Here is a 23,114-nt window from a genome sequence, read left to right on the forward strand (position 1 = left end):
TTCGGAGGATACGTCCGGGGGCGTAGGGCGGGAGGCTTCGAGCACTCCCCCGGGCGGATGGTGAGACGGGCCCGGGGTCCGATTCGTGACGTGTCCACTGCGGCGAACCTTGGAGGTACGTCAAGGAGGAGACATGAACGCTTTCGCACACGCGGGCTTCTGGCCCGTCATCCCGCTCATCTGGGGCCTGTTCTGGGTCGCCGTCGTCGCCTTCGGCCTGTGGGTCTGGCGGAAGAAGGGCCAGGGCGACCGTACGCACGCCCCGGCAACGGCGTCGGCGGAGCAGATTCTCGCCGAGAGGTACGCACGCGGCGAGATGAGCGATGACGAGTACTTCGAGAAGATGTCGGTCCTGAAGGGCGCGGTCTCGTAAACGGCACCCTGGGTCAGCGAACTGTAACTGGTCGCGTTCGGCGAGCGCCGATACGTTCCTGGGGAGGACTCTTTACGAGAAGTGGGGCGAGGCATGCGGGCGATCGTCAGGTTCTACGGCCGGCACGATAGCGGCCGCCCCGGCCGGACGCAGGCCCGCTGACCGTGCAGGCGACAGCTCTGCTCGCCAGCGGCCTGGCGGCCGGGCTGGTGGCGGGGACCGCGTCGTGCACGGCCGTGCAGGGCGGCCTGCTCATGGGGCTGACCACCCGCGCCGCGGGCCGCACCAGCGATCCGGTCGTGCTGGCCTGGTTCCTCGCGGGCAGGCTCGCCTCCTACTCCGCCGTCGGCGCTCTGCTCGGCCTGCTCGGGGCGGCCGTCAAGCCGCCGCCGGCGCTCCGGGCGGTGCTGCTGGTGGCGGCGGGCGTCATGGTGATCGCGTTCGCGGTCGGCCTGCTACGCCGCACCGGCTGCGACTCACCCGGGCGGGCGTTGCCCGGCCTGGCCGCGCCGCTGCTGGGGGCGGCGACGATCCTGGTGCCCTGCGGGGTGACGATCGGCATGGAGCTGATCGCCGTCTCCAGTGGTTCGCCGCTGGCGGGCGCGGCGGTGATGGCCGGGTTCGTGCTCGGCACCACCCCGGCCCTCGCGCTGCTCGGCTATCTGCTGCGGCGCGTCTCACGTACCAGATTGTCGAAGGTGGCGGCCGTGGTCGCCATCGCGGCCGGGGTGTGGACCATCGGGTCGGGGATCAGCCTGGGGGGCTGGTTGCCCGCCACCGCGACGACGGAGCGCGGCGGGCCGCCGAGCCCGATCGTCACCATCTGGGCCACCCATGACGGCTACCGGCCCGCGGCCGTGGAGGCGCCCGCCGGGGTGCCCGTCGAGGTGGTGTTCAAGGTGGTGGACCGGGGGTGCACGGACACGGTCGTGATCGACGGACGGGACGTCGCCCTGCCGGCCACCGTGCGACTGCCCGCGCAGCCGCCGGGATCGCTGCGTTACGCCTGCGGGATGGGCATGTTCACCGGGTTCATCAAGTTCTCCTGAACGGCTCGGCGATTACGGTTCGCATCCGAGTGATTACATGCCACTCTGTGGCCATGGCCAGGTGGGAAGGTGAGGTGGCGATGCCGGCCGTCCCGGCGCCACGTGTGGGAGACGAGGCCGAGCTGCTGATGGCGGCGCAGGCCGGGGACGTGCAGGCCGCGCACCGGCTCGGCCGGCTCTACGCCCAGCGCGGCGACCGCGCGGCGGCCCGGCACTGGTGGGAGCGGGCCGCGGCGGGCGGCAACCTCGACAGCGCCTACAACCTAGGCATCTGGCACGAGAAGCACGGCAGCCTGGACAACGCCGTCGCCTGGTACGAACGGGCCGCCGGCGCCGGCGACGCGGAGGCCGCGGTCAATCTCGCCACGCTCCTGCTGGAGCAGCGCGGCGACGTCGAACAGGCCAGGAGCTGGTACGAGATCGCCGCCCAGCAGGGTTCGCGGGCCGGAGCCCGCAGGCTCGCGCTGATGTGCGAGGACGCCGGCGAGACCTCGGCCGCGCGGGAGTGGCATCGCGCGGCGGCCGCCGCCGGGGACGCCTCCTCCGCGCACGACGCGGGCTTCCTGGCCTACTCGTGCGGGCACGAGGAGGAGACCGTGCACTGGTGGGAGTGCGCGGCGCAGAGCGGCCACGCCGACTCGGCGTACTGCCTGGGGCTGTTCCTGCAGGCCAGCCGCGACCCGGAGGGCGCCGAAGCCTACTATCGGCTGTCCGCCAAGAGCGAGCATCCCGGTGCGGCGTCCCAGCTCGGCGGCATCGCGCTGTCCCGGCGCGACCTGCGCAGCGCGCGGGCCTGGTACGAGCAGGCCGCGGGCGCCGGTCGGCTGGAGGACCAGCGGATGGCCGGGTTCGTCTGCGTGGAGCTCGGTGACGCCCGGGGCGCGAGCCACTGGTTCGGCAGGGGCGCGGCCGGCGGGGACGCGGAGTCGGCGTTCAACTTCGGGCTGCTGCTCATCGCCGAGTTCGGCGATCTGGGCGGCGGGCAGCACTGGTTCCGGCAGGCGGCGCTGGCCGGGCACCACGGGGCCGCCGTGGAGCTGGGCGGGCTGCTGTCGGCGGCGGGCCGGCGGAGCGAGGCGGAGGAGTGGCTGGCCGACCCGCCGCCGCCCACCTGGGACCGGCCCGCCGAGCCGGAGCTGATGGCGCGGGCCGAGCTGGCCGCGGCCGCCACCGGCCGCCGGGGCGGCGTCGCGCTGGCCGTGCCGGAGCTGGCCGAGATCCTCGGCACCTGGGACCTGGTGACCAGGCCGCTGCACGACCACGCGGACGTGATCGACTGGCTGGTGAACCGGAGCCGGCTGCACGCCAGCGCCGTCGAGCACCTGGCCTCGGTGCGCGGCACCCTGCTCCGGCCGGGCAGCGGCCCGTGGCCGAGCCCCGGCGAGGTGCGGCACGTGCTGACCACGGCCAGGGAGCTGCGCCGCCGCCTCGGCCCGTCCAGCGCCAGACACGGCGGCAGGGACACCCCTCGCCCCCGCTGACGCCCCACGCCGCAGAAGCCCCACGCCGCTGAGGCCGTACACCGCAGAAGCCCCACGCGGTAGGGCCTGCGGCCGTTGCCGCGCGAGGGCGTCAGGCGGCCAGGACGTCGGCCGCCGGGGTGAAGGGGAGGCGGAGTGCCTGGGCTACCGGCTCGTTGGTGAGGGCGCCGGCGTGGGTGTTGAGGCCGCCCGCGAGGCCGGCGTCCCGCCGCAGCGCCTGCTGCCAGCCCAGTTCGGCGAGTGCGATCACGTACGGCAGGGTCGCGTTGGTCAGCGCGTAGGTGGAGGTGTTGGGCACCGAGCCGGGCATGTTGGCCACGCAGTAGAAGAGCGAGTCATGCACCCGGTAGGTGGGCTCGGCGTGCGTGGTGGGGCGCGAGCCCTCGAAGCAGCCGCCCTGGTCGATGGCGATGTCGACGAGCACGGAGCCCGGCTTCATCCGGGCCACCAGCTCGTCGCTGACCAGCGTCGGGGCCTTGGCGCCGGGGATCAGCACCGCGCCGATCACCAGGTCGGCCCGCAGCACCTCCTGCTCGATCGCGTACGCCGTGGAGACCAGTGTGGTGAGGCGGCCCTGGTAGACGGCGTCGATGAAGCGCAGCCGGTCGACGTCGGTGTCGAGGACGGTGACCTGGGCGCCCATGCCGACCGCGATCTGCGCCGCGTTCAGGCCGGAGACGCCGCCGCCGATCACGACCACCCGGGCGGGGGCGACGCCCGGCACGCCGCCGGGCAGGATGCCGCGACCGCCGTTGAAGCGCATCAGGTTGTAGGCGCCGACCTGCGGGGCCAGCCGGCCCGCGACCTCGGACATCGGCGCGAGCAGCGGCAGCGACCGGCCCACCTGCACGGTCTCGTACGCGATGGCGGTGGTCCTGGCGGCGAGCAGGGCGTCGGTGCACGGGCGGGAGGCGGCCAGGTGGAGGTAGGTGAACAGCGCCAGGCCCTCACGCAGCCGGTGGTACTCCTCGGCGATCGGCTCCTTGACCTTGAGCACGAGGTCGGCCTCGCCCCACACGGCGTCGGCGCTGCCGCGGATCTTCGCCCCGGCGGCGAGATACTCCTCGTCCGTGATCTGCGAGCCGAGGCCCGCCCCTCGTTCTACGGTGACGTCGTGGCCGTGACTGACCAGTTCGTGTACTCCGGCCGGGGTGACCGCGACGCGGTATTCGTGGTTCTTGACCTCGGCCGGCACGCCTATCTTCATGGCGATGTTCCCTTTCGGCGAAAAAAATTGTCCGGTACGGCGTGCCGTACCGGACAGGTGTTCAGAGCCGCGCCCACGCCTCGGTGAGCACCGTGCGGAGGATCGACTCGATCTCGTCGAACTCCTTCGGTCCGGCGATGAGCGGGGGCGCGAGCTGGATGACGGGGTCGCCGCGGTCGTCGGCCCGGCAGTAGAGGCCGGCGTCGAACAGCGCCTGCGACAGATAGCCGCGCAGCAGCCGCTCGGACTCCTCGGCGGTGAACGTCTCCTTGGTGGCCTTGTCCTTGACCAGCTCGATGCCCCAGAAGTAGCCGGAGCCGCGCACGTCGCCGACGATCGGCAGGTCCTTGAGGCTTTCGAGGGTGGCCTGGAAGACCGGCTCGTTCTTGGTGACGTGGCCGAGCAGGTCCTCGCGCTCGAAGATGTCGAGGTTGGCCAGCGCCACGGCGGCGGAGACGGGGTGGCCGCCGAAGGTGTAGCCGTGGGCGAACATCTCCTCGCCGCTCTTGAACGGCTCGAACAGCCGGTCGTGCGCGATCATCGCCCCGATCGGGGAGTAGCCACTGGTCATGCCCTTGGCGCAGGTGATGATGTCCGGCACGAAGTCGAACTTCTCACCGCCGAACATGGTGCCGAGGCGGCCGAAGGCGCAGATGACCTCGTCGGAGACGAGCAGCACGTCGTAGGTGTCGCAGATCTCGCGCAGCCGCTGCCAGTAGCCGGGAGGCGGCGGGAAGCAGCCGCCCGCGTTCTGCACCGGCTCGGCGAAGACGGCGGCCACCGTGTCGGGGCCCTCCATCTCGATCGCGCGGGCCACCCGGTCGGCGGCCCAGATGCCGTACTGCTCGGGGGTCATGCCCGCGATGCCGCTGATCTCTTCGGCGCGGTAGTGGTTGGTGTTGGGGACCCGGATCGAGCCGGGCACGAGCGGCTCGAACATCTGCTTGAACGCCGGGATGCCGGTGATCGACAGGGCGCCCTGCGGGGTGCCGTGGTAGGCGATCTCGCGGCTGATGACCTTGTGCTTGAGCGGCTTGCCGATGAGCTTGTAGTACTGCTTGGCCAGCTTCCAGGCGGATTCGACCGCCTCGCCGCCTCCGGTGGTGAAGAAGACCCGATTGAGGTCACCGGGCGCCAGGCTCGCCAGGCGCTGCGCCAGCTCGGCCGCCTTGGGGTGGGCGTAGGACCACAGGGGGAAGAAGGCGAGCTCCTGCGCCTGCTTGGCGGCGGCCTCGGCCAGCTCGGCTCGCCCGTGACCGACCTGGACGACGAACAGCCCGGCCAGGCCGTCGAGGTAGCGCTTGCCGTGGATGTCGTAGATGTAGGAGCCCTCGCCGCGGACGATGGTCGGGATCTCCGCCTGCCGATGGGCGCTGTGCCTGGTGAAGTGCAACCACAGGTTGTCCTGAGCTGCCTTCAGGACGTCGTTTTCCGGCTGCGTCATGTGTATCTTCCCTTGCGTCTGACCTGCCCCACAGTCTGCATCTTCACCTGGCCTTTGCCAAGCGAATGCGTCGCGAGTCTCCACAAGAAAACCGAGATCCGCAGCCCTGGCATGTAACCACTACGAAATCCGCAGGTAGATTTGCGCGCGGGTCATCCCGATTCACGCACTGTGAAACCCTGTGTGATCCAATGAGACGTTGACCATCGCGAACGACCCCGGGGGACCTTCCCGTGACGCCTGACCAGATCGAGAGTGCCGTACAGGCTGGAATGCCGCAGTCCGTGGAGGAGCTGAAGCGCCTGGCCGCGATCCCCTCCGTGGCCTTTCCCGGACACCCCGAGGAGGCCGTGCACGCCGCCGCGGCGGCGACCGAGGAGCTGCTGCGCAGCACGGGACTGACGCGCGTCCAGCGGATCCCCGTCGAGGGCAGCTTCCCCGCCGTCTACGGCGAGGCGCCCGCCCCGCCCGGCATGCCGACCGTCCTGCTGTACGCCCACTACGACGTGCAGCCGGCCGGTGACCTCGCCGCCTGGCGGACGCCGCCGTTCGAGCCGACGCTGGTCGACGGCAAGCTGTACGGCCGTGGGGTGGCCGACGACAAGTCCGGCATCATCTCGCACGTCACCGCGCTGCGCGTCTTCCAGGGCCGCTTCCCCGTCGGCATCAAAGTCATCGTCGAAGGCCAGGAGGAATACGCCGGCGAGCGCCTCGAAGCCTTCGTCGAGCGCAACCCCGAGCTGCTGCGGGCCGACGCCATCGTGGTGGCCGACACCGGCAACCCGCGCGTCGGCGACCCGGCCGTCACCACGTCGCTGCGCGGGATGGCGGCCTTCACCATGGAGGTGCGCAGCCTGCGCGAGTCGCTGCACAGCGGCTCCTTCGGCGGCGCCGCCCCCGACGCGCTGGCCGCGCTGATGCGCATGGTGACCGCGCTGCACGACGACAACGGCGACATCCGCGTGCCCGGCCTGCCGCGCGGCAGGTTCCTCGGCCAGGGGCCGGCGGAGGAGGAGTTCCGCCGGACGGCGGGGGTGCTGGACGGCGTCTCGCTGGTCGGCTCCGGCTCGCTGGCCGACCGCCTCTGGGCTTCCTACGCGATCACCGTGACGGGCCTGGACGTGCCCTCGGTCTCCGGCGCCATCAACGCCGTGCAGCCCGTTGCCCGCGCCCGCGTCACGGTCCGCATCCCGCCGGCCGGCGACCCCAAGACCACGGTCAACGCGGTGGTGGACTTCCTGCGCCAGGTCGCGCCCTGGGGGGTGCAGACCTCGTTCGGCGACTTCACGGTCGGCTCGGGCTTCCAGGCCGACTCCGGCGGCAAGGCCCGCGCGGCGCTCAACCGCGCCATGGAACGCGCCTTCGGCCGCCCGCCCAGGGACGTGGGCGCCGGCGGGTCGATCCCGCTGGTCAACACGCTGCTCAAGCAGTTCCCCGCGGCGGAGATCCTGCTGTTCGGCGCGGAGGACGAGGACGCCGCCATCCACGCGCCCAACGAGCGGCTGGACCTGGAGGAGCTGCGCCGGATCGCCACCGCCGAGGCGCTCTTCCTGCATGAGCTCAGCCAGCCCTCGGCGCTGGGCGTCTGACCTCGGCCGTCAGATCGCAGGGCGCGGGAACAGCTTCACGAAGCGCCCTGCCATCTGACGGTCGCCCTCCACCATGCCGGAGTCGAGCCGGGCGCCGGTGAAGACCAGCGCCCGCAGCGTGTCGGCGTCGGCGCGCAGCACCACGTCGGCGGGGGTGGCGCCCGGCTCGGCCCGGCGGAGCGTGAGCCGGCCGCCCGACACCGCCGCCAGGAAGCTCTGCTCGCCCAGCCTCAGCTCCACCCGCCCCGCGAAGTCGCCGGCCGCCTCGGGGTCGAAGGTGGACTTGAGCGCGTACATCAGCGCGTCCACGCTCAACGGCTTCGCCGAGCGCAGCGGCGCCCGGCTCCCCCAGCGGGCCAGCGCGAGCACGACCGGCTCCAGCTCGTAGCCCCGGTCCGTCAGCTCGTAGACCTGGCTCGCGGCCGGCGGGGGCAGCTTGCGGCGGCGGCATATCCCCGACTCCTCAAGCTCGCGCAGCCGCTGGGACAGCACGTTCTGGCTCGCGCCCGGCAGGCCGGCCCGCAGGTCGGTGAAGCGTTTGGGACCCAGCAACAGCTCCCGGACGATCAGCAGCGCCCACCGCTCGCCGACGTGGTCGAGCGCGCGGGCGATGCCGCACGGGTCGTCATAGGTCCTCATGGAGCCACCTTGCCATGCCGCACCATCTAGTCCTAAGTTAGGACCAACAAGGAAAGGGGTCCCATGACCGCGCTCGACTCATTGCCGCAGGGGGACGTCAGGCTGCTGGAGCACCCGGTGGCGCGGCGGCTGCTCGTCTCCACAGAGCTGGCCCGGGTGGCCTACGTCGCCTCCGACGGCACGCCGCGCGTCTACCCGACGCTGTTCCACTGGACCGGCGAGGAGCTGGTGATGGCGACGTTCGCCGGAGCCGCCAAGATCCCCGCGCTGCGGGCCAGGCCCGACGTCGCCATCACCATCGACGTCAACGCCATGCCGCCCGAGGTGCTGCTGATCCGCGGCCGGGCGGAGGTGACGGACGTCGATGGCGTCGTGCCGGAGTACGCACTGGCCCACTACCGCTACTCGGGCCCCGAGCAGGGGGCCAAGATCGTGGCGGAGGCCGACCAGCCGGGCGTCCGGATGGCCCGCATCGCGGTCAGGCCGTCCTGGGTGGGCGTGCTCGACTTCCAGAGCCGGCTGCCCGGCCCGCTGGCCGGTAAGGACTGAGACGTGGACCTGCCGACTAACGCACCGGGATGTCGTACGTGCGGCGGATGCTGCTGCCCAGTTTGCGCAGGTCGGCGCCGTAGACGTGCACGGACACCCCGGTCACCGCGCTGGTGTTGCGCACCTGGTGGATGTCGCCGGGCGGCGCGAAGCCGCTGACCTCGCCGGGCCGGTTCTCCGCGTGCCCGATCTCGACGAGGTGGTCGCCCTCGTCACGGTAGAGGGTCTCGTACTCGATGCCGCTGAGGATGCCGAACGTGCACCAGGACACGTGGTCGTGGATCACCGTCTCCTGGCCGGGGCGCCACACGACGGCGGCGATGGAGAAGTCGTCCTGGGCGTGCAGCACGTGGGAGACGTACCCGTCGGGTGAGCCCGCGCGCTCCTGCTCGGTGAGGAGGTCCTCGGTGGGGAGCCGCTCGCGCAGCAGGACGGCCACGGCGTCCGCGGCCTCCTGGAGTCCTGGGCGGCGGGCCGTGATCTCGGCGATGCCGGACACGAGCTCAGCCAGGCCCGGCCTGCGGATGGAAGCGACCGTTTTCATAGCATCTCTCCTCGAAGAACCTCTTTCCTCCTACGGTCCTCTCTCTTCACCGATAGGTCCAACAGAAGTTATTGGGCTTACCCATAGATACGATTGATAGATGCTCGATGTCGTACGGCTCCGCGTCCTGCTCGCCGTGGCGCGCCGGGGCTCGCTCACCGCCGCCGCCAAGGAGTTGCACTACTCCCAGCCGTCGGTCAGTCACCACCTCGCCCGGCTGGAGGCCGAGACCGGGGCCAAGCTGGTCCAGCGTGCCGGGCGCGGCATCCGGCTGACCGAGGCCGGCCGGCTGCTCGCCGACCGGGCGGCGGACATCATCGGCAGGCTCGACGACGCCGCCGAGGAGCTCGCCTCGCACGTCGGACTGCGCTCCGGGCGGGTGCGGCTGGCGGCCTTCCCCTCGGCGCTGGGCACCTTCGTGCCCAAGACGGCCATGCGGCTGGCCCTGGACCATCCCGGTCTGCGGCTGGAGATCACCGAGACCGAGCCGCCCGAGGCGCTCAGGCTGCTGCGAGCGGGGCGGGTGGACGTCGCGGTGATGTTCCGCTACGACGACACCGCACCGGAGGACAACGGCATCCAAATGATCCACCTCCTCGACGACCCCAGCTACCTGATCCACACCGGGCCGCAGGGCGAGCTCACCGAGCTGGCCGAGCATGCCGAGACGGCCTGGATCGGCGGCTGCGACCGTTGCCGGCTGCATCTGCTCGACATCTGCGCCAAGGCCGGGTTCGCGCCGCGGATCACCTTCACCAGTGACGACATCGTGGCCGTGCAGGCGCTGGTGGCGGCCGGGATGGGGATCACCGTGCTGCCGGGGCTGGCGCTGCGCGCGCACCGCCACCCCGACGTGTCGGCGGATCTGATCCCCGGCTCCACCAGGCACGTCCACGCCGCCGTCCACGGCGACCCGCCCCACCCGCCGGCCACCCAGGCACTGCTGTCGGCGCTGCGGGAAAGCCTTTGACGCCGCTCGTACGATGTGGCCATGCCGGATTTCACGACGCTCATGCTCTTCTGCGCGGCCACGCTCGCCCTGCTGCTCGTGCCGGGGCCCGCGGTGCTGTTCATCGTCACCCGCAGCGTCGCCCAGGGCAGGTCGGCGGGGCTGGTCTCGGTGCTCGGCGTGCACGCGGGATCTCTGGTGCACGTGGCCGCCGCCACGCTCGGCATCAGCGCGCTGCTGGCGGCGTCCGCGACGGCCTTCACCGTGGTCAAGTACGCCGGCATCGCCTACCTGGTCTGGCTCGGCGCGCGCAAGCTGCTGCGGCGGGGCGGCGGCGACGAGGCAGTGGAGTTGCCCGTGCACTCCCGGCGGCGGATGTTCTGGGAGGGGTTCGTGGTCAACGTGCTCAACCCCAAGACCGCGATCTTCTTCCTGGCCTTCCTGCCGCAGTTCACCGACGCCGCGATCGGGCCCATCGCCCCGCAGATGCTGCTGCTCGGCCTGCTCTGGGTGGTGCTCGGGATGGCCAGCGACGGCACCTACGCGATGCTCGCCGCCACGCTGGCCGGGCGCGTACGCCGCTCGGCGACGGCCCGGCGGCGGCTCGACATCGGCACCGGCCTGGTCTATCTCGGCCTGGCCGCCTGGCTCACAGGCGAGAAGGCCTGACCTGCCGGCCGTCTCCTTGGTTCACCGGTCAGACAGCATGACCACCGGCCGTCTTCTTGGCTCACGACTGAGACGGCTTGGCTCTGCCGACCATTTCCTTGGCCCATCTGTAGTCGGCCTTGCCGGCCGGGGAGCGGACCATCTCGGCCACGAAGACGTACGTGCGGGGCACCTTGTAGCCCGACAGCAGGCGTCTGCAGTGCGCGTCCAGGTCGGCGTCGGTGACGCCGGAGCCGGGGCGGGGCTCGACCACGGCCGCCACCCTGCTCCCCCACCGCTCGTCCGGCACGCCGGTCACCACCGCGTCGAAGACGGCGGCGTGGCCCTTGAGCACCGCCTCCACCTCCTCGGGGTAGACCTTCTCGCCGCCGGTGTTGATGCACTGCGAGCCCCGGCCGAACACGGTGACCGTGCCGTCCTCCTCGACCCTGGCCAGGTCGCCGGTGAGCAGCCAGCGGGTGCCGTCGTCGGCGGTGACGAAGGTACGGGCGGTCTTGTCCGGGTCGTTGTAGTAGCCGAACGCGATCCGTCCCGACTTGGCCAGCGTGCCCACCTCGCCGGAGCCGGGCTTGACGGGACGTAACCGCTCGTCGACCACGGCCAGGCCGGAGGTGGCGTTCGGCTGGTAGCGCAGGCCCTTCTCGGGGCTGGATCCGGCCACGCCGGAGGCGGTGTAGCCGGATTCGGTGGAGCCGAAGTTGTCGAGGATCATCACGTTCGGCAGCAACTCCTGCAGCCGGTCGCGGACCGCGCCGGTCAGGATGGCGCCGGTGGAGCTGACCACGATCAGCGACGAGACGTCGTAGGAGCCCCCGGCGAGCGCCTCGGCCAGCGGCCTGGCCATCGCGTCGCCGGTGATGTTCAGGGTGAGCACCCGCTCCCGCTCGATGGTCCGCCACACCTCGTCGGCCTCGAACTTGCGCACGTAGACCATGGTGCCGCCCATCCACCAGGTGATGAACGTGGCCATCTGCGCGGCGCCGTGCATCAGCGGCGGGGCGGCCATCATGGTCAGCGGGCCCGCCTTGACGGCCTCGTCGATCACTTCCTGCGGGGTGGCGCGCGGCTCGCCGTACGGGTTGCCGCCGCCGAAGGCCATGAACAGGTCCTCGGCGTGCCACATGGCGCCCTTGGGCATGCCGGTGGTCCCGCCGGTGTAGATGATGTAGACGTCCTGGCCGGACCGCTTCTCGAAGCCGCGCCCCGGGCTTCCGGCTCGCAGCGCCTCCTCGTACGGCACCGCCCCCGGGACGATCGACGGGCCGCCCACCGCGATCAGGTGGTCGAGCCCCGGGGTCTCCGGCATGACCGCGGCCACCCGCGCGTCGAACTCCACGTCGTAGACCAGCGCCCGGATCTGGGAGTCGCGGTAGAGGTAGAGCAGTTCGGCCTCGACGTAGCGGTAGTTCACGTTGACGGGCACGGCCCGGATCTTCAGCGCGGCGAGCAGGGCGGCGACGTACTCGATGCCGTTGTACAGGTGGATGCCGACGTGGTCGCCGGGCCGGATGCCCCGGTCCAGCAGGTAGTGGGCGAGCCGGTCGGCCTCGGCGTCGAGTTCGGCGTACGTGCGGCGCTCGCTGTCGCAGATCACGGCCGGCCGCTCCCCGATGGCGTCCGCGAGCCCTTCGAACAGGTCAGCGTGATTGAACTCCATGAGGCGCCATCCCTTTCGTCCAGGGCATACGGGTCAGGGTCTGTCTCGTCCGACTATCCACATCGCGAAGAACTGGGCGCCGCCGCCGTAGGCGTGTCCGAGCGCGAGCCGGGCGCCGTCCACCTGGTGCTCGCCCGCCATCCCGCGCACCTGCAGCGCGGCCTCGGCGAACCTGATCAGCCCGGACGCCCCGATCGGGTTGCTCGACAGCACCCCGCCGGAGGCGTTCCACGGGGTGTCGCCGTCGAGCGCGGTGGCCCCCGACTCGGTGACCTTCCACCCCTCGCCTTCGGCGACGAACCCCAGGTTCTCCAGCCACATCGGCTCGTACCAGGAGAAGGGGACGTACACCTCGGCCACGTCGATCTGCCGTCGCGGGTCGGTGACGCCCGCCTGCTGGTAGACGTCGGCCGCGCAGTCCTTGCCCGCCTGCGGGTTGACCGTGTCGCGCCCGGCCCGGAAGATCGGCTCCGAGCGCATGGCGGCGCCGTGCACCCAGGCCGGGGTGCCGGTGACGGCCCGCTCCGAGGACAGGACCAGCGCGCAGGCGCCGTCGCTGGACGGGCAGGTCTCCAGGTAGCGGATCGGCTCCCAGAGCATGGGCGTCGACTCGACCATCTTCCGGTCGATGCCGGGGATGCGCAGGTGCGCGTACGGGTTCTTGAGCGCGTTGAGCCGGTCCTTGACCGCTACCAGCGCGCCGATGTGCTCGGGGGCGCCGGTTCTGCGCATGTACTCCCTGATGTGCGGCGCGAAGTAGCCGCCCGCGCCCACCACCAGCGACGAGCTGAACGGCAGGTGCGTCGACAGGGCCCAGGTGGCGTTGGACTCCGACTGTTTCTCGAAGGCCACCACCAGCACCCGATCGTGCACGCCGCCCTGGATGAGCCCGGCGCCGACCAGGGCGGTGGACCCGCCGACGCTGCCCGCGGTGTGCACCCGCATCATCGGCTTGCCCGCCGCGCCGAGCGCGTCGGCCAGGTAGGCCTCGGGCATCATGATGCCCTCGAACAGGTCCGGGGCCTTGCCGATGACGACCGCGTCGATGTCGGCGAAGGTGAGCCCGGCGTCGTCGAGCGCGCGCAGGGCGGCCTCGCGCACCAGGCCGGCGATCGAGACGTCCCGGCGTTTGGACGTGTAGTGCGTCTGCCCGACCCCGATCACGGCGCAGCGTTCGGCCATCATGCCTCCAGGACGGTGACGAGGTTGTGCTGCAGGCAGGGTCCGCCGGCGGCGTGGCCGACGGTGCGCCGGGCGGTGCCGTCGTGGATGCGGCGGGCCGCCTCGCCGATGCGGATGAGGCCGGTGGCCATCACCGGGTTGGCCGCCAGCGGGCCGCCCGACGGGTTGATCACCGTGTCGTCCGGCAGCTCCATGGCCTGGCGGAGGATCACCTCCTCGTGGGCGAACTGGGCGTGCAGTTCGGCCACCTCGACCGGGGCCTTGCCGACTCCCGCGGCCCGTGCGGCGTCGGCCGCCGACGCCGAGCGGGACAGGTCCCGCATCCCCAGATAGTGGGGTTCGATGCGGTGCGCGATGCCGGTGATGTACGCCGGGGTGGCGCACAGCCGCTCGGCCAGGTCCCCGGCCGCCAGCACCACCGCGGCCGCGCCGTCGGTGATCGGCGCGACGTCCGAGGTCTTGAGCGGCTCGACGGCGAACCCGTCCGGGATCTGTTCGGGCAGGTCCAGCGCGTACGGGTTGCGCCTGCCGTCGGCCCGGCTGCGCCGGACGATCTCGTCCAGCTCCTTGCGGTCGGCGCCGGTGGCCGAGGCCTGCAGGGCGGCGAAGGAGAGCCGGTCCAGGCCGAGCGGAGCCAGGTAGTAGGGGTCGAGCTGGAGCGTCATGATCTCGGCCAGGTCGCCGAGCGACGACTTGCCGAAGCCGTACACCAGGGCGGTGTCCACGTCGCCGTGCTGCAGCCGCACCCACGCCTCGTACAGCGCCCACGCGCCGTCCATCTCCACGTGGCTCTCCGAGATCGGCGGCCAGGCGCCGAGCGCGTCGAGCGCGGAGACGAACGAGAACGGCGCGCCGGCCAGGTAGTCGCAGCTCCCCGAGCAGGTGAAGCCGAAGCGGGTCAGCCCGGTGCGCTCCTTGACCTCGTTGATCACCGGCAGGATCAGCTCGACCTCGCCGACGCCGGTGTCGTGTCCGGTGTGCTCGGTCTGCGCGAAGGCGACGACCGCCACCCGTCTCATCGCGCCCCTGCTCTCATCGCGCCCCTGCTCATCGCACCTCAGCTCTCATCACAGCTCCACGTCGGGCTCGCCGGTGGGTGCGAACCACCGGATGTTCGCCATGGACAGCGTCCGCTCGCTCTCGGGCAGCCACTCCGCCCGGACGCGCATGCCCTGCCGCACCTCGTGGGCGGGGACGCCGCCCACCAGGCTGATCATGGGCACGTCGCTGCCGTCGAGCAGGATGTACGCCGAGACGAAGGGGACTTCGGGTGCGCGCGGGTCGGGCAGGTTGTTGATCGCGAAGGTGGTGATGGTGCCGGTGTCGGGCAGCTCGACCTGTTCGGCCATGGGGATGCCGCATTCGGGGCAGGACAGCCGGTAGGGGACGTACACCTTGGCGCAGCCGCCGCAGCGGCCTCCCACGAAGACGCCGCGCCTGACGCCTTCGAGGAAGACCTGCAGCGCCCCGCCCGCCTGCAGCCGGTACACGGTCCGCACAGGCGAAACGATCGTGGTGACCTCAGCAACGAAGCACGAAATATCGGTTATGTGGCCGGTACGGTCGCCGCGCCAGACCGGCCACACCCGGGTGCCGGCGGCGATCGCCTTGGGGTTGCCCGCGTCCACCGCGTGCACCAGCGTGGTGTCCGCGCCGTCCAGCTCGATCAGCGCCCAGGCGAAGGGCCGGTCCAGCGGATGGGCCGGGCGCGGCTCGGCCACCCAGGCCCAGGCCCGGACCGTCCCGGCCGGCCCCACCTCGACGTACTCGCCGGTCACCGCGTCGCCGGTGGCGGGATCGTACTCAAGGGGCGGGACCAGCACCTTGCCGCCGGCCGTGCGCACGCCCACGATGCGCCCGCCGCGCAGCTCGGTCAGGAACCGGCCGATCACCGGCCCGGTGGTGCGCGTGTAGCCGCCGGGGAACTCCAGCACGTGCTCCGCGCTCAGCCCGCCTTCAGATGGCACGATCGCGACCTTCCCAGTAGGGGGCCCGGAGTTTGCGTTTGAGCAGCTTGCCGTTGGGTTCGCGGGGCATCTCCGCGATGAAGTCGATCGTCCGCGGCCACTTCATCTTCGACAGCCGCCCTTCCAGCGAGGCGAGGATCTCCGCGGCGAGCTCCGGACCGGGCGGCGAGCCGAGGGCCGGCTCCACCACGGCCTTGATCTGCTCGCCCCACTCCTCGTCCGGGATGCCGAACACGGCCACGTCCGCGACCTTGGGGTGGATCATGATCTCGTTCTCGATCTCGGCCGGGTAGATGTTCGCGCCACCGGAGATGATCATGTCGGCCTTGCGGTCGCACAGGAACAGGAACCCGTCCTCGTCCAGGTAGCCGATGTCGCCGACGGTGAAGTGGTCCTTGAGCCGGTTCGCCGCGGTCTTGGCCGGGTCGCCCTTGTACTCGAAGGTGGCGCCCATCATCTTCATGTAGATCGTCCCGGGGGTGCCCGCGGGGACCGGCTCACCCTCGTCATCCACGATGAGCAGCTCGCTGATCGGCCAGGCGTTGCCGACCGTGCCCGGATGGGACTTCCAGCCTTCGGGCGTGGCCAGGGTGCCGCCGCCCTCGGTGGCCGCGTAGTACTCGTACAGGCAGTCGCCCCACCATTCGAGCATGGCCCACTTGACCGGCACCGGGCAGGGCGCGGCGGCGTGGATCATCCACCTGAGCGAGGAGAGGTCGTAGCTCGCGCGGGTCTTCTCCGGCAGTGACAGCAGGCGCTTGAAGTGGGTCGGGACCAGGTGCGAGTTGGTGATCCGGTGGCGCTCGCTGAGCCTGAGCATCTCCTCGGCGTCCCACCTGTCCATGTAGACCAGGGTGTGTCCCATGTGCAGCGCGGTGCCGCCGAACTGCGTCACGGCCGTGTGGTAGTTGGGCGAGGTGACCAGGTGCGCGTTCGGCCGCCCCGGCGTGATGCCGAACAGGCCCAGCAGGAAGGTCATCAGCTCGGCCGAGTCGTCCGGGTCGAGGCCGTTCAGCGCCCGCTTGACGCCCTTGGGCTTGCCGGTCGTACCGGAGGTGTAGTGCATGGCCGCCCCGGCGGTGCGGTCGGCGGGGGCGGTGTCGGGCCGCCCGTCGGTCAGCTCACCGATCGCCCTGAACCCCGAAAAATCCCCATCCGGTACGGCGAAGCGGCGGTCCGGCGCGATGGCCTCGGCGCCCCGGGCCCCCTCTACCGCGTACCTCGGGTGCACGAAGAAGGCCTTGGCCTCGCTGTCCTCCACGATGTAGGCGATCTCCGGGCCGGTCAGGTGCCAGTTGACCGGCGTGTAGTACCACCCGGCCTGGAGGGCGGCCAGGTAGAGCACCAGCCCGTCGGCGCCGTTGGGCACCAGCGCGCAGATGCCGTCGCCCGGACGCAGGCCCAGCTCACGCAGGCCGTGCACGAGGCGGTTCGCGCGGACCAGGAGGTCGCCCGCCCGGTGCTGCGTGCCGTCCGGGTCCACGGCCGCGATCCAGTCCGGATCGGCCTGCGCCAGCCTCCAGAAGCCGAGTGTGCCCAATTGAACTCCTTCACCAGGTGTTCGAGCCCCCGAGCCGCCGGAAGTGAATCATGCGATCGCCGTCCGCCACAAGGCTCCCGGCGGGCTCAGGTGGGGATAAACAAGAACAGGTTCTTGTTTATCCCGGGCAGCGTAACCCGGCGTACACACATGAGCAAGCGCTTGGCTAATGCGGCTGGCGGCGGGTTACGATCACCCCTCCGGCACGCGTTCGATCACGGAGGTCCTCTGTGGAGCTTCTGCCCATCAGCACCCCGCACTGCCGCGTCGAGCGCGACGGCCACGTCGTGATCGTCACCATGAACCGGCCCGAGGCGCGCAACGCGCTCTCCTCCGACATGCTGATCGGACTGGCCAGTGCCTGGGCGTACGTCTCGGCGGAGCCGGAGGTCAGGGCCGCCATCCTGACGGGCGCGGAGGGCACCTTCTGCGCGGGCGCCGACCTCAAGGCCATGGGGCAGCCCGCCGCGGACCCGGAGGTGCGGGCCCGTGCCGCCCAGATCGCCAACTTCCACTGGAAGGGCCTGCTGCGCGAGGACCTGCCCACCAAGCCGATCATCAGCGCGGTGGAGGGCTACGCGGTGGCCGGCGGCACCGAACTCCTGGTCGGCACCGACCTGCGGATCGTGGCGGAGTCGGCCACGCTCGGCCTGTTCGAGGCCAAGCGGGCGCTGTTCCCGATGGGCGGCAGCGCCGTGCGGCTGCCCCGGCAGATCCCCTACTGCCACGCCATGGACCTCCTGCTCACCGGCCGTGCCGTCACCGCCGCCGAGGCCCTGTCGATGGGTCTGGTCAACCGCGTCGTCCCCGACGGCCAGGCCCTTCGGGCGGCCCGCGACCTCGCCGCCGACGTGGCCGCCTCCGGCCCGCTCGCCGTCCAGGCCATCCTGCGCACCTACCGCGACACCCTGGGCCTGCCGGAGCCGGCCGCCCTCAAGATCTCGGACGACCTCGGCTGGCCCGTCATCGGCTCGGAAGACGCCAAGGAAGGCACCCGCGCCTTCCGCGAAAAACGCCCCCCGACCTACCAGGGCCACTGACAGCGTCAGTCGTCGGTGAGGTGGGCCAGGCGGTCGAGGGCTTGGGCGTACTCCTCGATCAGGGAGTAGATGACGTCCTTGGTGGAGCGGACCTGGTTGGTGATGCCGATGATCTGGCCGGCCGGGAAGGTGGCCAGCTCGGCGGCGTCCGAGCGGCCGATGCGGCGCAGCGCGTCCGAGACCAGCATGAACTGCATGGGCATCGGCAGGGTGCCCGGCGACTCCTGGGCCTCCCAGGCGTCCGTCCACTCGTTCTTCAGGAGCCGGGCGGGCTTGCCGGTCCAGCTTCTGGAGCGGACCGTGTCGCGGGAGGTGGCCTCCAGGATGCGGCGCTTGGCCATCTCCGGGGTGTCGGCCTCCTCGACGGTCAGCCACAGGGAGCCGGTCCAGACGCCCTCGGCGCCCAGCGCCATCCCGGCGGCCATCTGGCGGCCGTTGCCGATGCCGCCGGCCGCCAGCACCGGGACGTCGACCGCGTCCACGACCTGGGGGATGAGGACCATGGTGGAGATCTCGCCGGTGTGCCCGCCCGCCTCGGTGCCCTGCGCGACCACCAGGTCCACACCGACCTCCACCTGTTTGAGCGCGTGGCGCGGGGTGGAGGCGAGGGCGGCGACCTTGACGCCGTGCGCGTGGGCCAGGTCGACGACGTCGGCGGGCGGCGGGCCGAGGGCATTGGCCAGCAGCGCGATCGGGTGCCGGAGCGCGACCTCGACCTGCGGGCGGGCGGTCGCGTCGGTCCAGCCGAGCAGCACCCGCCCGGCGTCGGCGTCCTGCGACAGCGGCGGCACGCCGTGCGCGGCCAGCAGATTCTCGACGAACGTCCGGTGCCCCTCGGGGATCATCGCCTGCAGGCGGCCGACGAGTTCCTCGGGGGCGAAGTCCGCGCCCTCGTAGGAGGCGGGCATGACGACGTCCACGCCGTAGGGTTTGCCGTCGACGTGGTCGTCGATCCACGCGAGCTCCGTCTCGAGCTCTTCAGGGGTGAAGTAGAGAGCGCCCAGCACGCCCATCCCGCCGGCCCTGCTGACGGCGGCGACCACGTCGCGGCAGTGGCTGAAGGCGAAGATCGGGAGGTCGATTCCGAACATGTCCGTGGCACGGGTCCGCATGGCCCGACGATAAGCCGCCGACCCAGCGAACTGCAACGCGTTCTACTCTAGAATCTTTAGTCGGTACGCTCGATAGAACGTGTTCTAACGTGGCATCCGGCGCCAGAGAGCCCGCGGCAGCAGCCGCAGCACGCCGAACGCCGGCCCGAGCGCGCGCGGCACCCACACCTCGGCCGAGGTCCGAGTGCCGTCCCGCAGCGCCCGCACCGTGGCCACCGCCACCTGCCGGGGCGTCGAGGACAGCGGCGCGGGCGTGAGCCCCTCGGTCATCCGCCCGATCACGAAGCCCGGCCGTACGATCAGCACCCTGGCCCCCGAGCCGTGCAGGGCGTCGCCGAGCCCCTGCGCGAACCCGTCCAGCCCGGCCTTGGCGGAGCCGTACACGAAGTTGGCCCTGCGCACCCGCGCGCCCGCGACCGAGGACAGCACCACGAGCGTGCCGTGGCCCTGCGCGCGCAGCACCCTGGCGGCGTGCAGGCCGACGGACACGTGCGCGCCGTAGTTGACCGCGACGGCCGTCATGGCGGCGGCCGGATCGGCGTCGTAGGCGGCCTGCGAGCCGAGCACGCCGAACCCCGAGATCACCACGTCGAGATCGCCCACCAGCCGCACCGCCGCGTCGAAGACCTCCTGGTGCGAGCCGGGATCCAACGCGTCGAACGGCACGACGTGCACCTCTGCGCCGAGACCGGAGAGCCGGCCCGCCTCAGCCTCAGAGCCCGACCCAGCCTCAGAGCCTGGCCCGCTTCCCGCGCCCGGCCCGCCGAGGCCAGGGGCGTCGCGCACGGCCAGCACCACCCGGCTCGCGCCCAGCCGCACCAGCAGCCGGACGATCTCCAGGCCGATCTCGCTACGGCCGCCGAGCAGGAGCACGGTGTCGACCGCGCCCAGAGAGTTCTTCACAGGCCGAGCCTCCTGGCCAGGTCGGAGCGGAACAGGCCGGCGGGGTCGGCCTCGTCCCTGATCCGCCGCCACCGCTGGAGCGACGGGTACATCTCCGCCATCATGTCGGATCGCATCCGGGAGTCCTTGGCCAGGTAGACCCGCCCGCCGGCGCGCGCGACGAGCTCGTCGAAGCCGCGCAGCAGCTCGCCCAGCCCGCGCTGCCCGGCGGGGACGTCCAGGGCCAGCGTCCAGCCGGGCAGCGGGAACGACAGCAGCCCGCCGGAGCCGGGGCCGAACCTCTTGAGCACGGGCACGAACGACACCGTGCCGCGCGCCGACAGCGTCCCGACGATCCGGCGCAGCGTCTCCTCCGCGCCGAACGGCACCACGAACTGGTACTGCACGAAGCCGCGCGGGCCGTACATCCGGTTCCAGCCCTCGACGGCGTCGAGCGGGTGGAAGAACGGCGCGATGCCCTGCACGACGGTGGCCCGCCGGGGGGCCTTGCGGTACCAGGCCTCGTTGAACGCGCGCACGCTCAGCCCGTTGAGCAGCCCGCCGGGCGCCCGGGCGGGCGCGCGCACCAGCGTGCGCGGCGCGAAGTCCGAGGTGCCCCGCCGGGCGTGGTCGCCCCTGGTGAGCACGCCGCGCCCCAGCCGCCGCCCCCGGGCGAGCAGGTCGATCCAGGCGACGGTGTAGCGGTAGCGGTCGTCGCCGCTCGCCATCGCCGCCATCGTCTCGTCCAGGTCGGCGGTCCGCTCGATGTCCACCAGCATCCGGGAGCTCTCGACGGGGACGCAGTCGAACGTCGCCTCGGCGATCACCCCGGTCAGCCCCATCCCGCCCACGGTGGCCTGGAAGAGCGGATCGGCGGGGCTCAGCGTCCTGACCGTGCCGCCGGCGGTCACCAGGGTGAGCGAGCGGACGTGCGCGCCGAAGGAGGAGTCGCGGTGGTGGTTCTTGCCGTGCACGTCGGCCGCGATGGCGCCGCCGACGGTGACGTGCCTGGTGCCGGGGCTGACGGGGACGAACCAGCCGCGTGGCACCAGCGCCGTCATCAGCTCGTGCAGGCTCACCCCGCCGGAGGCGGTCACCCGGCCGTCGTCGAAGGTCCATTTGTCCAGGCCGGTGCAGTCGAGGACGAGGCCGCCGGAGTTCTGCGCGGCGTCACCGTATGCTCTGCCGAGGCCGCGCGGCACGACGCCGCGCACCGGCGCGGCGGCGACCAGCTCCGACAGCTCGCCCAGGTCGCGGGGGCGGGCGAGCGTGGCCGGGGTGGGGGCGGTGCGCCCCCACCCCGTGAGGAACGTGGTCACAGTTGTACGCCCAGCCCCACGAACACGACGAGGGCGACGGCGAAGAGCAGCAGCGGCCGGTCGCGCACCGCGAGCTCCTCCGGCTCCTCCCCCATCCCCCGGTCGACCAGCAGGTTGTGCCTGAGCACGAGCAGCAGGAACGGGACGATGCTGAGTGCGTAGAAGACGCCGTCGTGCGCGTTGAGCGCCCACAGGCAGTACGTCACGATCAACGCTCCCGAGCACATGACCCGCACCTGGGCCAGGTAGGCGGGGCTGTAGGCGGCCAGCGTGGCCCGCGTCCCGCCGTCGCCCTGGGCGCGCAGCTCGGCCTCGCGCTTGCCCGCCACCAGCTGCAGCGCGGCCAGGGACACGACCACGAGGAACCAGCCGGTCACCGGCACGTCCACGGCGACGGCCCCCGCGAACGCCCTGACCACGTGACAGGCGGCGACCGCGATCAGCTCGACGACCTCCTGATGCTTCAGCCACAGCGTGTACGACAGCGTCAGCACGAGATAGCCGGCCACGACCGCGGGCGACCTCCAGTCACCGGTGAGCGCGGCCACCGCGGGCGCGAGGAGCATCAGGGCCACCCCGGTCACCCTGGCCAGCCGGACGGAGACCGCTCCCGAGGCCACCGCCCGCGTCCGCTTGCGCGGGTGCAGCCGGTCCGCCGCCACGTCGGAGGCGTCGTTCAGCAGGTACGTCCCGCTCGCGGCCAGGCAGAAGGCGGCGAAGACGAGCAGCGCCGCGAGCAGGCTGCGGGGGTCGCCCAGCACCCCGGCGGCCATCGGCGCGGCCAGCACCAGCACGTTCTTCAGCCACTGGCGCGGCCGGGCCGCCTTGATCAGTCCCAGGACGGGCCCCAGGACGGACACGGCCACCGACGGCGGCCGCGCCACGGTCCCGTTCTGGCTCATGCGACCTTACGCCGGAACATCCAGACGCCCACGACGAGCATGACCACGCCCACGATCAGCAGGACGAGCGGGATGGTGGTCCTGATCAGGGTGACCTGGCTCCTGCCGTCGATCGCGCTGTCGACCAGCTCCTGGACGGTCTCGTCGGTCATCTTGGCGTCGGCGACGAAGGCCTTGGCCCGCTCGGTGCCGTCCTGGCTCTTCAGCACCTCGTGGCGCTGCTGCTCCTGGCGGACCGGCGCGCCGGTGACCGGCTCGACCCAGTAGGTGTTCGTACCCGAATAGAACCGATCGAGCTGCACGTCGCCCGACTCACCCATGTCGAAGAGCGCGGCCGGCACGTTGCGGGTCTCGGTCTTGGTCTCCGGCACGACCTGCTCGAACTTGTAGACGTCGAGGCCGTTGACCTTGTCCTCGCCGACGAACCTGGCCTCCAGGGCCTTGCCGGCCGTGGAGTTGAAGACCAGGTAGGTGCGCTTCTCCATGTCGAAGGGGAACTTGTAGATCTGCCCCTGGAGCTGGACCGGCTCCTTGTCGACGCTGACTCCGCAGCAGTTGAGGCCGACCCCGGAGCGCTTGTCGAAGGCGCTGCGCCGCTCGCTGAAGCTGATCCCCGGCTTGCTGTTGGTGACGTCGTTCACCGAGGTGAACTCGTCCCACACCACCCGGTCGCCCACGGCCTCCTTGACGTCGCCGCGGGTGGTGACGGTGATGTCGAGGTCGGCCGTCAGCACCTTGCCGTCGGGGACGCTGAAGTACTGGGCGCCGGTGGCTTCGAGCTTGCTGATCAAGTAGTAGTCCGCTTTGGCGGCGATGAGCGCCGGCGCCACCTGGAAGCGCACTAGAGGGGCCAGCACGATGAGAAAGGCCCCGACGGCGATGAGAACGCTTCCAACGACCCGGTTCATGGACCCTCCATGTGCAGGTGCACGGATGCCTTTTGGGTGATTAAGTACTGAAACGGAGTTCTACTTGCCGGTATGTTATTGCGGCCAGTGACCAACGTCACCAGGGATGCGG

The 23,114-nt window shown here is 71.6% G+C and carries 22 protein-coding genes; 8 read left to right on the top strand and 14 right to left on the bottom strand.

Annotation, left to right across the window (positions count from 1 at the left end):
• Positions 1-133 precede the first annotated feature (133 nt).
• From IEY87_RS12505 to IEY87_RS12515, 3 genes are all read left to right on the top strand, one after another.
• On the top strand, positions 134-373 hold the full coding sequence (locus IEY87_RS12505) for an SHOCT domain-containing protein (RefSeq protein WP_189138720.1): 240 nt from the start codon (positions 134-136) through the stop codon (positions 371-373).
• Positions 374-537: 164 nt separating this feature from the next.
• The gene (locus IEY87_RS12510) at positions 538-1,422 is read left to right on the top strand and encodes an urease accessory protein UreH domain-containing protein (RefSeq protein WP_189138721.1); all 885 of its coding nucleotides are present in this window, start codon (positions 538-540) and stop codon (positions 1,420-1,422) included.
• 53 nt (positions 1,423-1,475) lie between these two features.
• Positions 1,476-2,903, top strand: coding sequence for a tetratricopeptide repeat protein (locus IEY87_RS12515; protein WP_189138722.1), 1,428 nt, complete (start codon positions 1,476-1,478; stop codon positions 2,901-2,903).
• 91 nt (positions 2,904-2,994) lie between these two features.
• Here the strand turns inward: IEY87_RS12515 and ald are convergent, their stop codons facing one another.
• Positions 2,995-4,110, bottom strand: a complete 1,116-nt coding sequence (ald, locus tag IEY87_RS12520) for an alanine dehydrogenase (RefSeq protein WP_189138723.1) — start codon at positions 4,108-4,110, stop codon at positions 2,995-2,997.
• Positions 4,111-4,171: 61 nt separating this feature from the next.
• Positions 4,172-5,554, bottom strand: coding sequence for an aspartate aminotransferase family protein (locus IEY87_RS12525; RefSeq protein ID WP_189138724.1), 1,383 nt, complete (start codon positions 5,552-5,554; stop codon positions 4,172-4,174).
• A gap of 233 nt (positions 5,555-5,787) precedes the next feature.
• Between IEY87_RS12525 and IEY87_RS12530 the strand changes: the two genes are divergently transcribed.
• A complete protein-coding gene (locus tag IEY87_RS12530; protein WP_189138725.1) occupies positions 5,788-7,143 on the top strand; it encodes a M20/M25/M40 family metallo-hydrolase in 1,356 nt (451 codons plus the stop codon).
• 9 nt (positions 7,144-7,152) lie between these two features.
• On the opposite strand, the gene IEY87_RS12535 is transcribed toward IEY87_RS12530, so the two are convergent.
• Entirely contained in the window at positions 7,153-7,782 is a 630-nt protein-coding gene (locus tag IEY87_RS12535) for a winged helix-turn-helix transcriptional regulator (protein ID WP_189138726.1), read from the bottom strand.
• A gap of 63 nt (positions 7,783-7,845) precedes the next feature.
• Between IEY87_RS12535 and IEY87_RS12540 the strand changes: the two genes are divergently transcribed.
• Complete coding sequence (locus IEY87_RS12540) at positions 7,846-8,331, top strand: pyridoxamine 5'-phosphate oxidase family protein (protein WP_189138727.1); 486 nt, start codon at positions 7,846-7,848, stop codon at positions 8,329-8,331.
• A gap of 16 nt (positions 8,332-8,347) precedes the next feature.
• Here the strand turns inward: IEY87_RS12540 and IEY87_RS12545 are convergent, their stop codons facing one another.
• Positions 8,348-8,875 (bottom strand): cysteine dioxygenase family protein, encoded by a 528-nt coding sequence (locus tag IEY87_RS12545; RefSeq protein ID WP_189138728.1) that lies wholly within the window; start codon positions 8,873-8,875, stop codon positions 8,348-8,350.
• Between the two features lie 100 nt (positions 8,876-8,975).
• On the opposite strand from IEY87_RS12545, the gene IEY87_RS12550 reads away from it, so the two are divergent.
• Together IEY87_RS12550 and IEY87_RS12555 are read left to right on the top strand one after the other, a co-directional pair.
• Positions 8,976-9,845, top strand: a complete 870-nt coding sequence (locus IEY87_RS12550) for a LysR family transcriptional regulator (RefSeq protein WP_189138729.1) — start codon at positions 8,976-8,978, stop codon at positions 9,843-9,845.
• A 21-nt stretch (positions 9,846-9,866) separates the two neighbouring features.
• Positions 9,867-10,493: a LysE family translocator gene (locus tag IEY87_RS12555; RefSeq protein WP_189138730.1), complete on the top strand. Its 627-nt coding sequence runs from the start codon at positions 9,867-9,869 to the stop codon at positions 10,491-10,493.
• 61 nt (positions 10,494-10,554) lie between these two features.
• Here IEY87_RS12555 and IEY87_RS12560 read toward each other — a convergent pair whose 3' ends face one another.
• The 5 genes from IEY87_RS12560 to IEY87_RS12580 are packed head-to-tail and all read right to left on the bottom strand — an operon-like array spanning position 10,555 to position 16,839.
• On the bottom strand, positions 10,555-12,150 hold the full coding sequence (locus IEY87_RS12560) for an acyl-CoA synthetase (RefSeq protein ID WP_189138731.1): 1,596 nt from the start codon (positions 12,148-12,150) through the stop codon (positions 10,555-10,557).
• Positions 12,151-12,183: 33 nt separating this feature from the next.
• Positions 12,184-13,332 (bottom strand): thiolase family protein, encoded by a 1,149-nt coding sequence (locus IEY87_RS12565; protein ID WP_189138929.1) that lies wholly within the window; start codon positions 13,330-13,332, stop codon positions 12,184-12,186.
• Entirely contained in the window at positions 13,332-14,351 is a 1,020-nt protein-coding gene (locus tag IEY87_RS12570) for a thiolase family protein (protein WP_189138732.1), read from the bottom strand. Before IEY87_RS12570 ends, IEY87_RS12565 begins: the two co-directional genes overlap by 1 nt.
• Before the next feature lie 48 nt (positions 14,352-14,399).
• Positions 14,400-15,299: a Zn-ribbon domain-containing OB-fold protein gene (locus IEY87_RS12575; RefSeq protein ID WP_225276958.1), complete on the bottom strand. Its 900-nt coding sequence runs from the start codon at positions 15,297-15,299 to the stop codon at positions 14,400-14,402.
• Complete coding sequence (locus IEY87_RS12580; protein WP_189138733.1) at positions 15,289-16,839, bottom strand: acyl-CoA synthetase; 1,551 nt, start codon at positions 16,837-16,839, stop codon at positions 15,289-15,291. The genes IEY87_RS12575 and IEY87_RS12580 overlap by 11 nt, the downstream gene beginning before the upstream one ends.
• 230 nt (positions 16,840-17,069) lie before the next feature.
• Here IEY87_RS12580 and IEY87_RS12585 point away from each other — a divergent pair, with 230 nt between their 5' ends.
• Positions 17,070-17,879 (top strand): crotonase/enoyl-CoA hydratase family protein, encoded by an 810-nt coding sequence (locus IEY87_RS12585; RefSeq protein ID WP_189138734.1) that lies wholly within the window; start codon positions 17,070-17,072, stop codon positions 17,877-17,879.
• A 5-nt stretch (positions 17,880-17,884) separates the two neighbouring features.
• Here IEY87_RS12585 and IEY87_RS12590 read toward each other — a convergent pair whose 3' ends face one another.
• The 5 genes from IEY87_RS12590 to pgfA form a co-directional block, all read right to left on the bottom strand.
• Entirely contained in the window at positions 17,885-18,991 is a 1,107-nt protein-coding gene (locus tag IEY87_RS12590) for an NAD(P)H-dependent flavin oxidoreductase (RefSeq protein ID WP_189138735.1), read from the bottom strand.
• Positions 18,992-19,075: 84 nt separating this feature from the next.
• On the bottom strand, positions 19,076-19,894 hold the full coding sequence (locus tag IEY87_RS12595; protein ID WP_189138736.1) for an SDR family NAD(P)-dependent oxidoreductase: 819 nt from the start codon (positions 19,892-19,894) through the stop codon (positions 19,076-19,078).
• Complete coding sequence (dprE1, locus tag IEY87_RS12600) at positions 19,891-21,192, bottom strand: FAD-binding oxidoreductase (RefSeq protein WP_189138737.1); 1,302 nt, start codon at positions 21,190-21,192, stop codon at positions 19,891-19,893. The genes IEY87_RS12595 and dprE1 overlap by 4 nt, the downstream gene beginning before the upstream one ends.
• Positions 21,189-22,094: a decaprenyl-phosphate phosphoribosyltransferase gene (locus IEY87_RS12605; protein ID WP_189138738.1), complete on the bottom strand. Its 906-nt coding sequence runs from the start codon at positions 22,092-22,094 to the stop codon at positions 21,189-21,191. The genes dprE1 and IEY87_RS12605 overlap by 4 nt, the downstream gene beginning before the upstream one ends.
• On the bottom strand, positions 22,091-23,002 hold the full coding sequence (gene pgfA, locus IEY87_RS12610) for a cell envelope lipid trafficking protein PgfA (protein WP_189138739.1): 912 nt from the start codon (positions 23,000-23,002) through the stop codon (positions 22,091-22,093). Before pgfA ends, IEY87_RS12605 begins: the two co-directional genes overlap by 4 nt.
• Between the last annotated feature and the right edge of the window lie 112 nt (positions 23,003-23,114).

This window comes from Nonomuraea glycinis (genome assembly GCF_014646515.1).
GTDB lineage: Bacteria > Actinomycetota > Actinomycetes > Streptosporangiales > Streptosporangiaceae > Nonomuraea > Nonomuraea glycinis.

Excerpts from the sequence above, each read along its gene's own strand:
- ald (WP_189138723.1), bottom strand. The coding sequence starts at position 4,110 with ATGAAGATAGGCGTGCCGGCCGAGGTCAAGAACCACGAATACCGCGTC.
- IEY87_RS12540 (WP_189138727.1), top strand. The coding sequence starts at position 7,846 with ATGACCGCGCTCGACTCATTGCCGCAGGGGGACGTCAGGCTGCTGGAG.
- IEY87_RS12515 (WP_189138722.1), top strand. The coding sequence starts at position 1,476 with ATGGCCAGGTGGGAAGGTGAGGTGGCGATGCCGGCCGTCCCGGCGCCA.
- IEY87_RS12535 (WP_189138726.1), bottom strand. The coding sequence starts at position 7,782 with ATGAGGACCTATGACGACCCGTGCGGCATCGCCCGCGCGCTCGACCAC.
- IEY87_RS12560 (WP_189138731.1), bottom strand. The coding sequence starts at position 12,150 with ATGGAGTTCAATCACGCTGACCTGTTCGAAGGGCTCGCGGACGCCATC.
- IEY87_RS12505 (WP_189138720.1), top strand. The coding sequence starts at position 134 with ATGAACGCTTTCGCACACGCGGGCTTCTGGCCCGTCATCCCGCTCATC.
- IEY87_RS12565 (WP_189138929.1), bottom strand. The coding sequence starts at position 13,332 with ATGGCCGAACGCTGCGCCGTGATCGGGGTCGGGCAGACGCACTACACG.
- IEY87_RS12570 (WP_189138732.1), bottom strand. The coding sequence starts at position 14,351 with ATGAGACGGGTGGCGGTCGTCGCCTTCGCGCAGACCGAGCACACCGGA.
- IEY87_RS12590 (WP_189138735.1), bottom strand. The coding sequence starts at position 18,991 with ATGCGGACCCGTGCCACGGACATGTTCGGAATCGACCTCCCGATCTTC.
- IEY87_RS12605 (WP_189138738.1), bottom strand. The coding sequence starts at position 22,094 with ATGAGCCAGAACGGGACCGTGGCGCGGCCGCCGTCGGTGGCCGTGTCC.
- pgfA (WP_189138739.1), bottom strand. The coding sequence starts at position 23,002 with ATGAACCGGGTCGTTGGAAGCGTTCTCATCGCCGTCGGGGCCTTTCTC.
- IEY87_RS12550 (WP_189138729.1), top strand. The coding sequence starts at position 8,976 with ATGCTCGATGTCGTACGGCTCCGCGTCCTGCTCGCCGTGGCGCGCCGG.
- IEY87_RS12545 (WP_189138728.1), bottom strand. The coding sequence starts at position 8,875 with ATGAAAACGGTCGCTTCCATCCGCAGGCCGGGCCTGGCTGAGCTCGTG.
- IEY87_RS12555 (WP_189138730.1), top strand. The coding sequence starts at position 9,867 with ATGCCGGATTTCACGACGCTCATGCTCTTCTGCGCGGCCACGCTCGCC.
- IEY87_RS12525 (WP_189138724.1), bottom strand. The coding sequence starts at position 5,554 with ATGACGCAGCCGGAAAACGACGTCCTGAAGGCAGCTCAGGACAACCTG.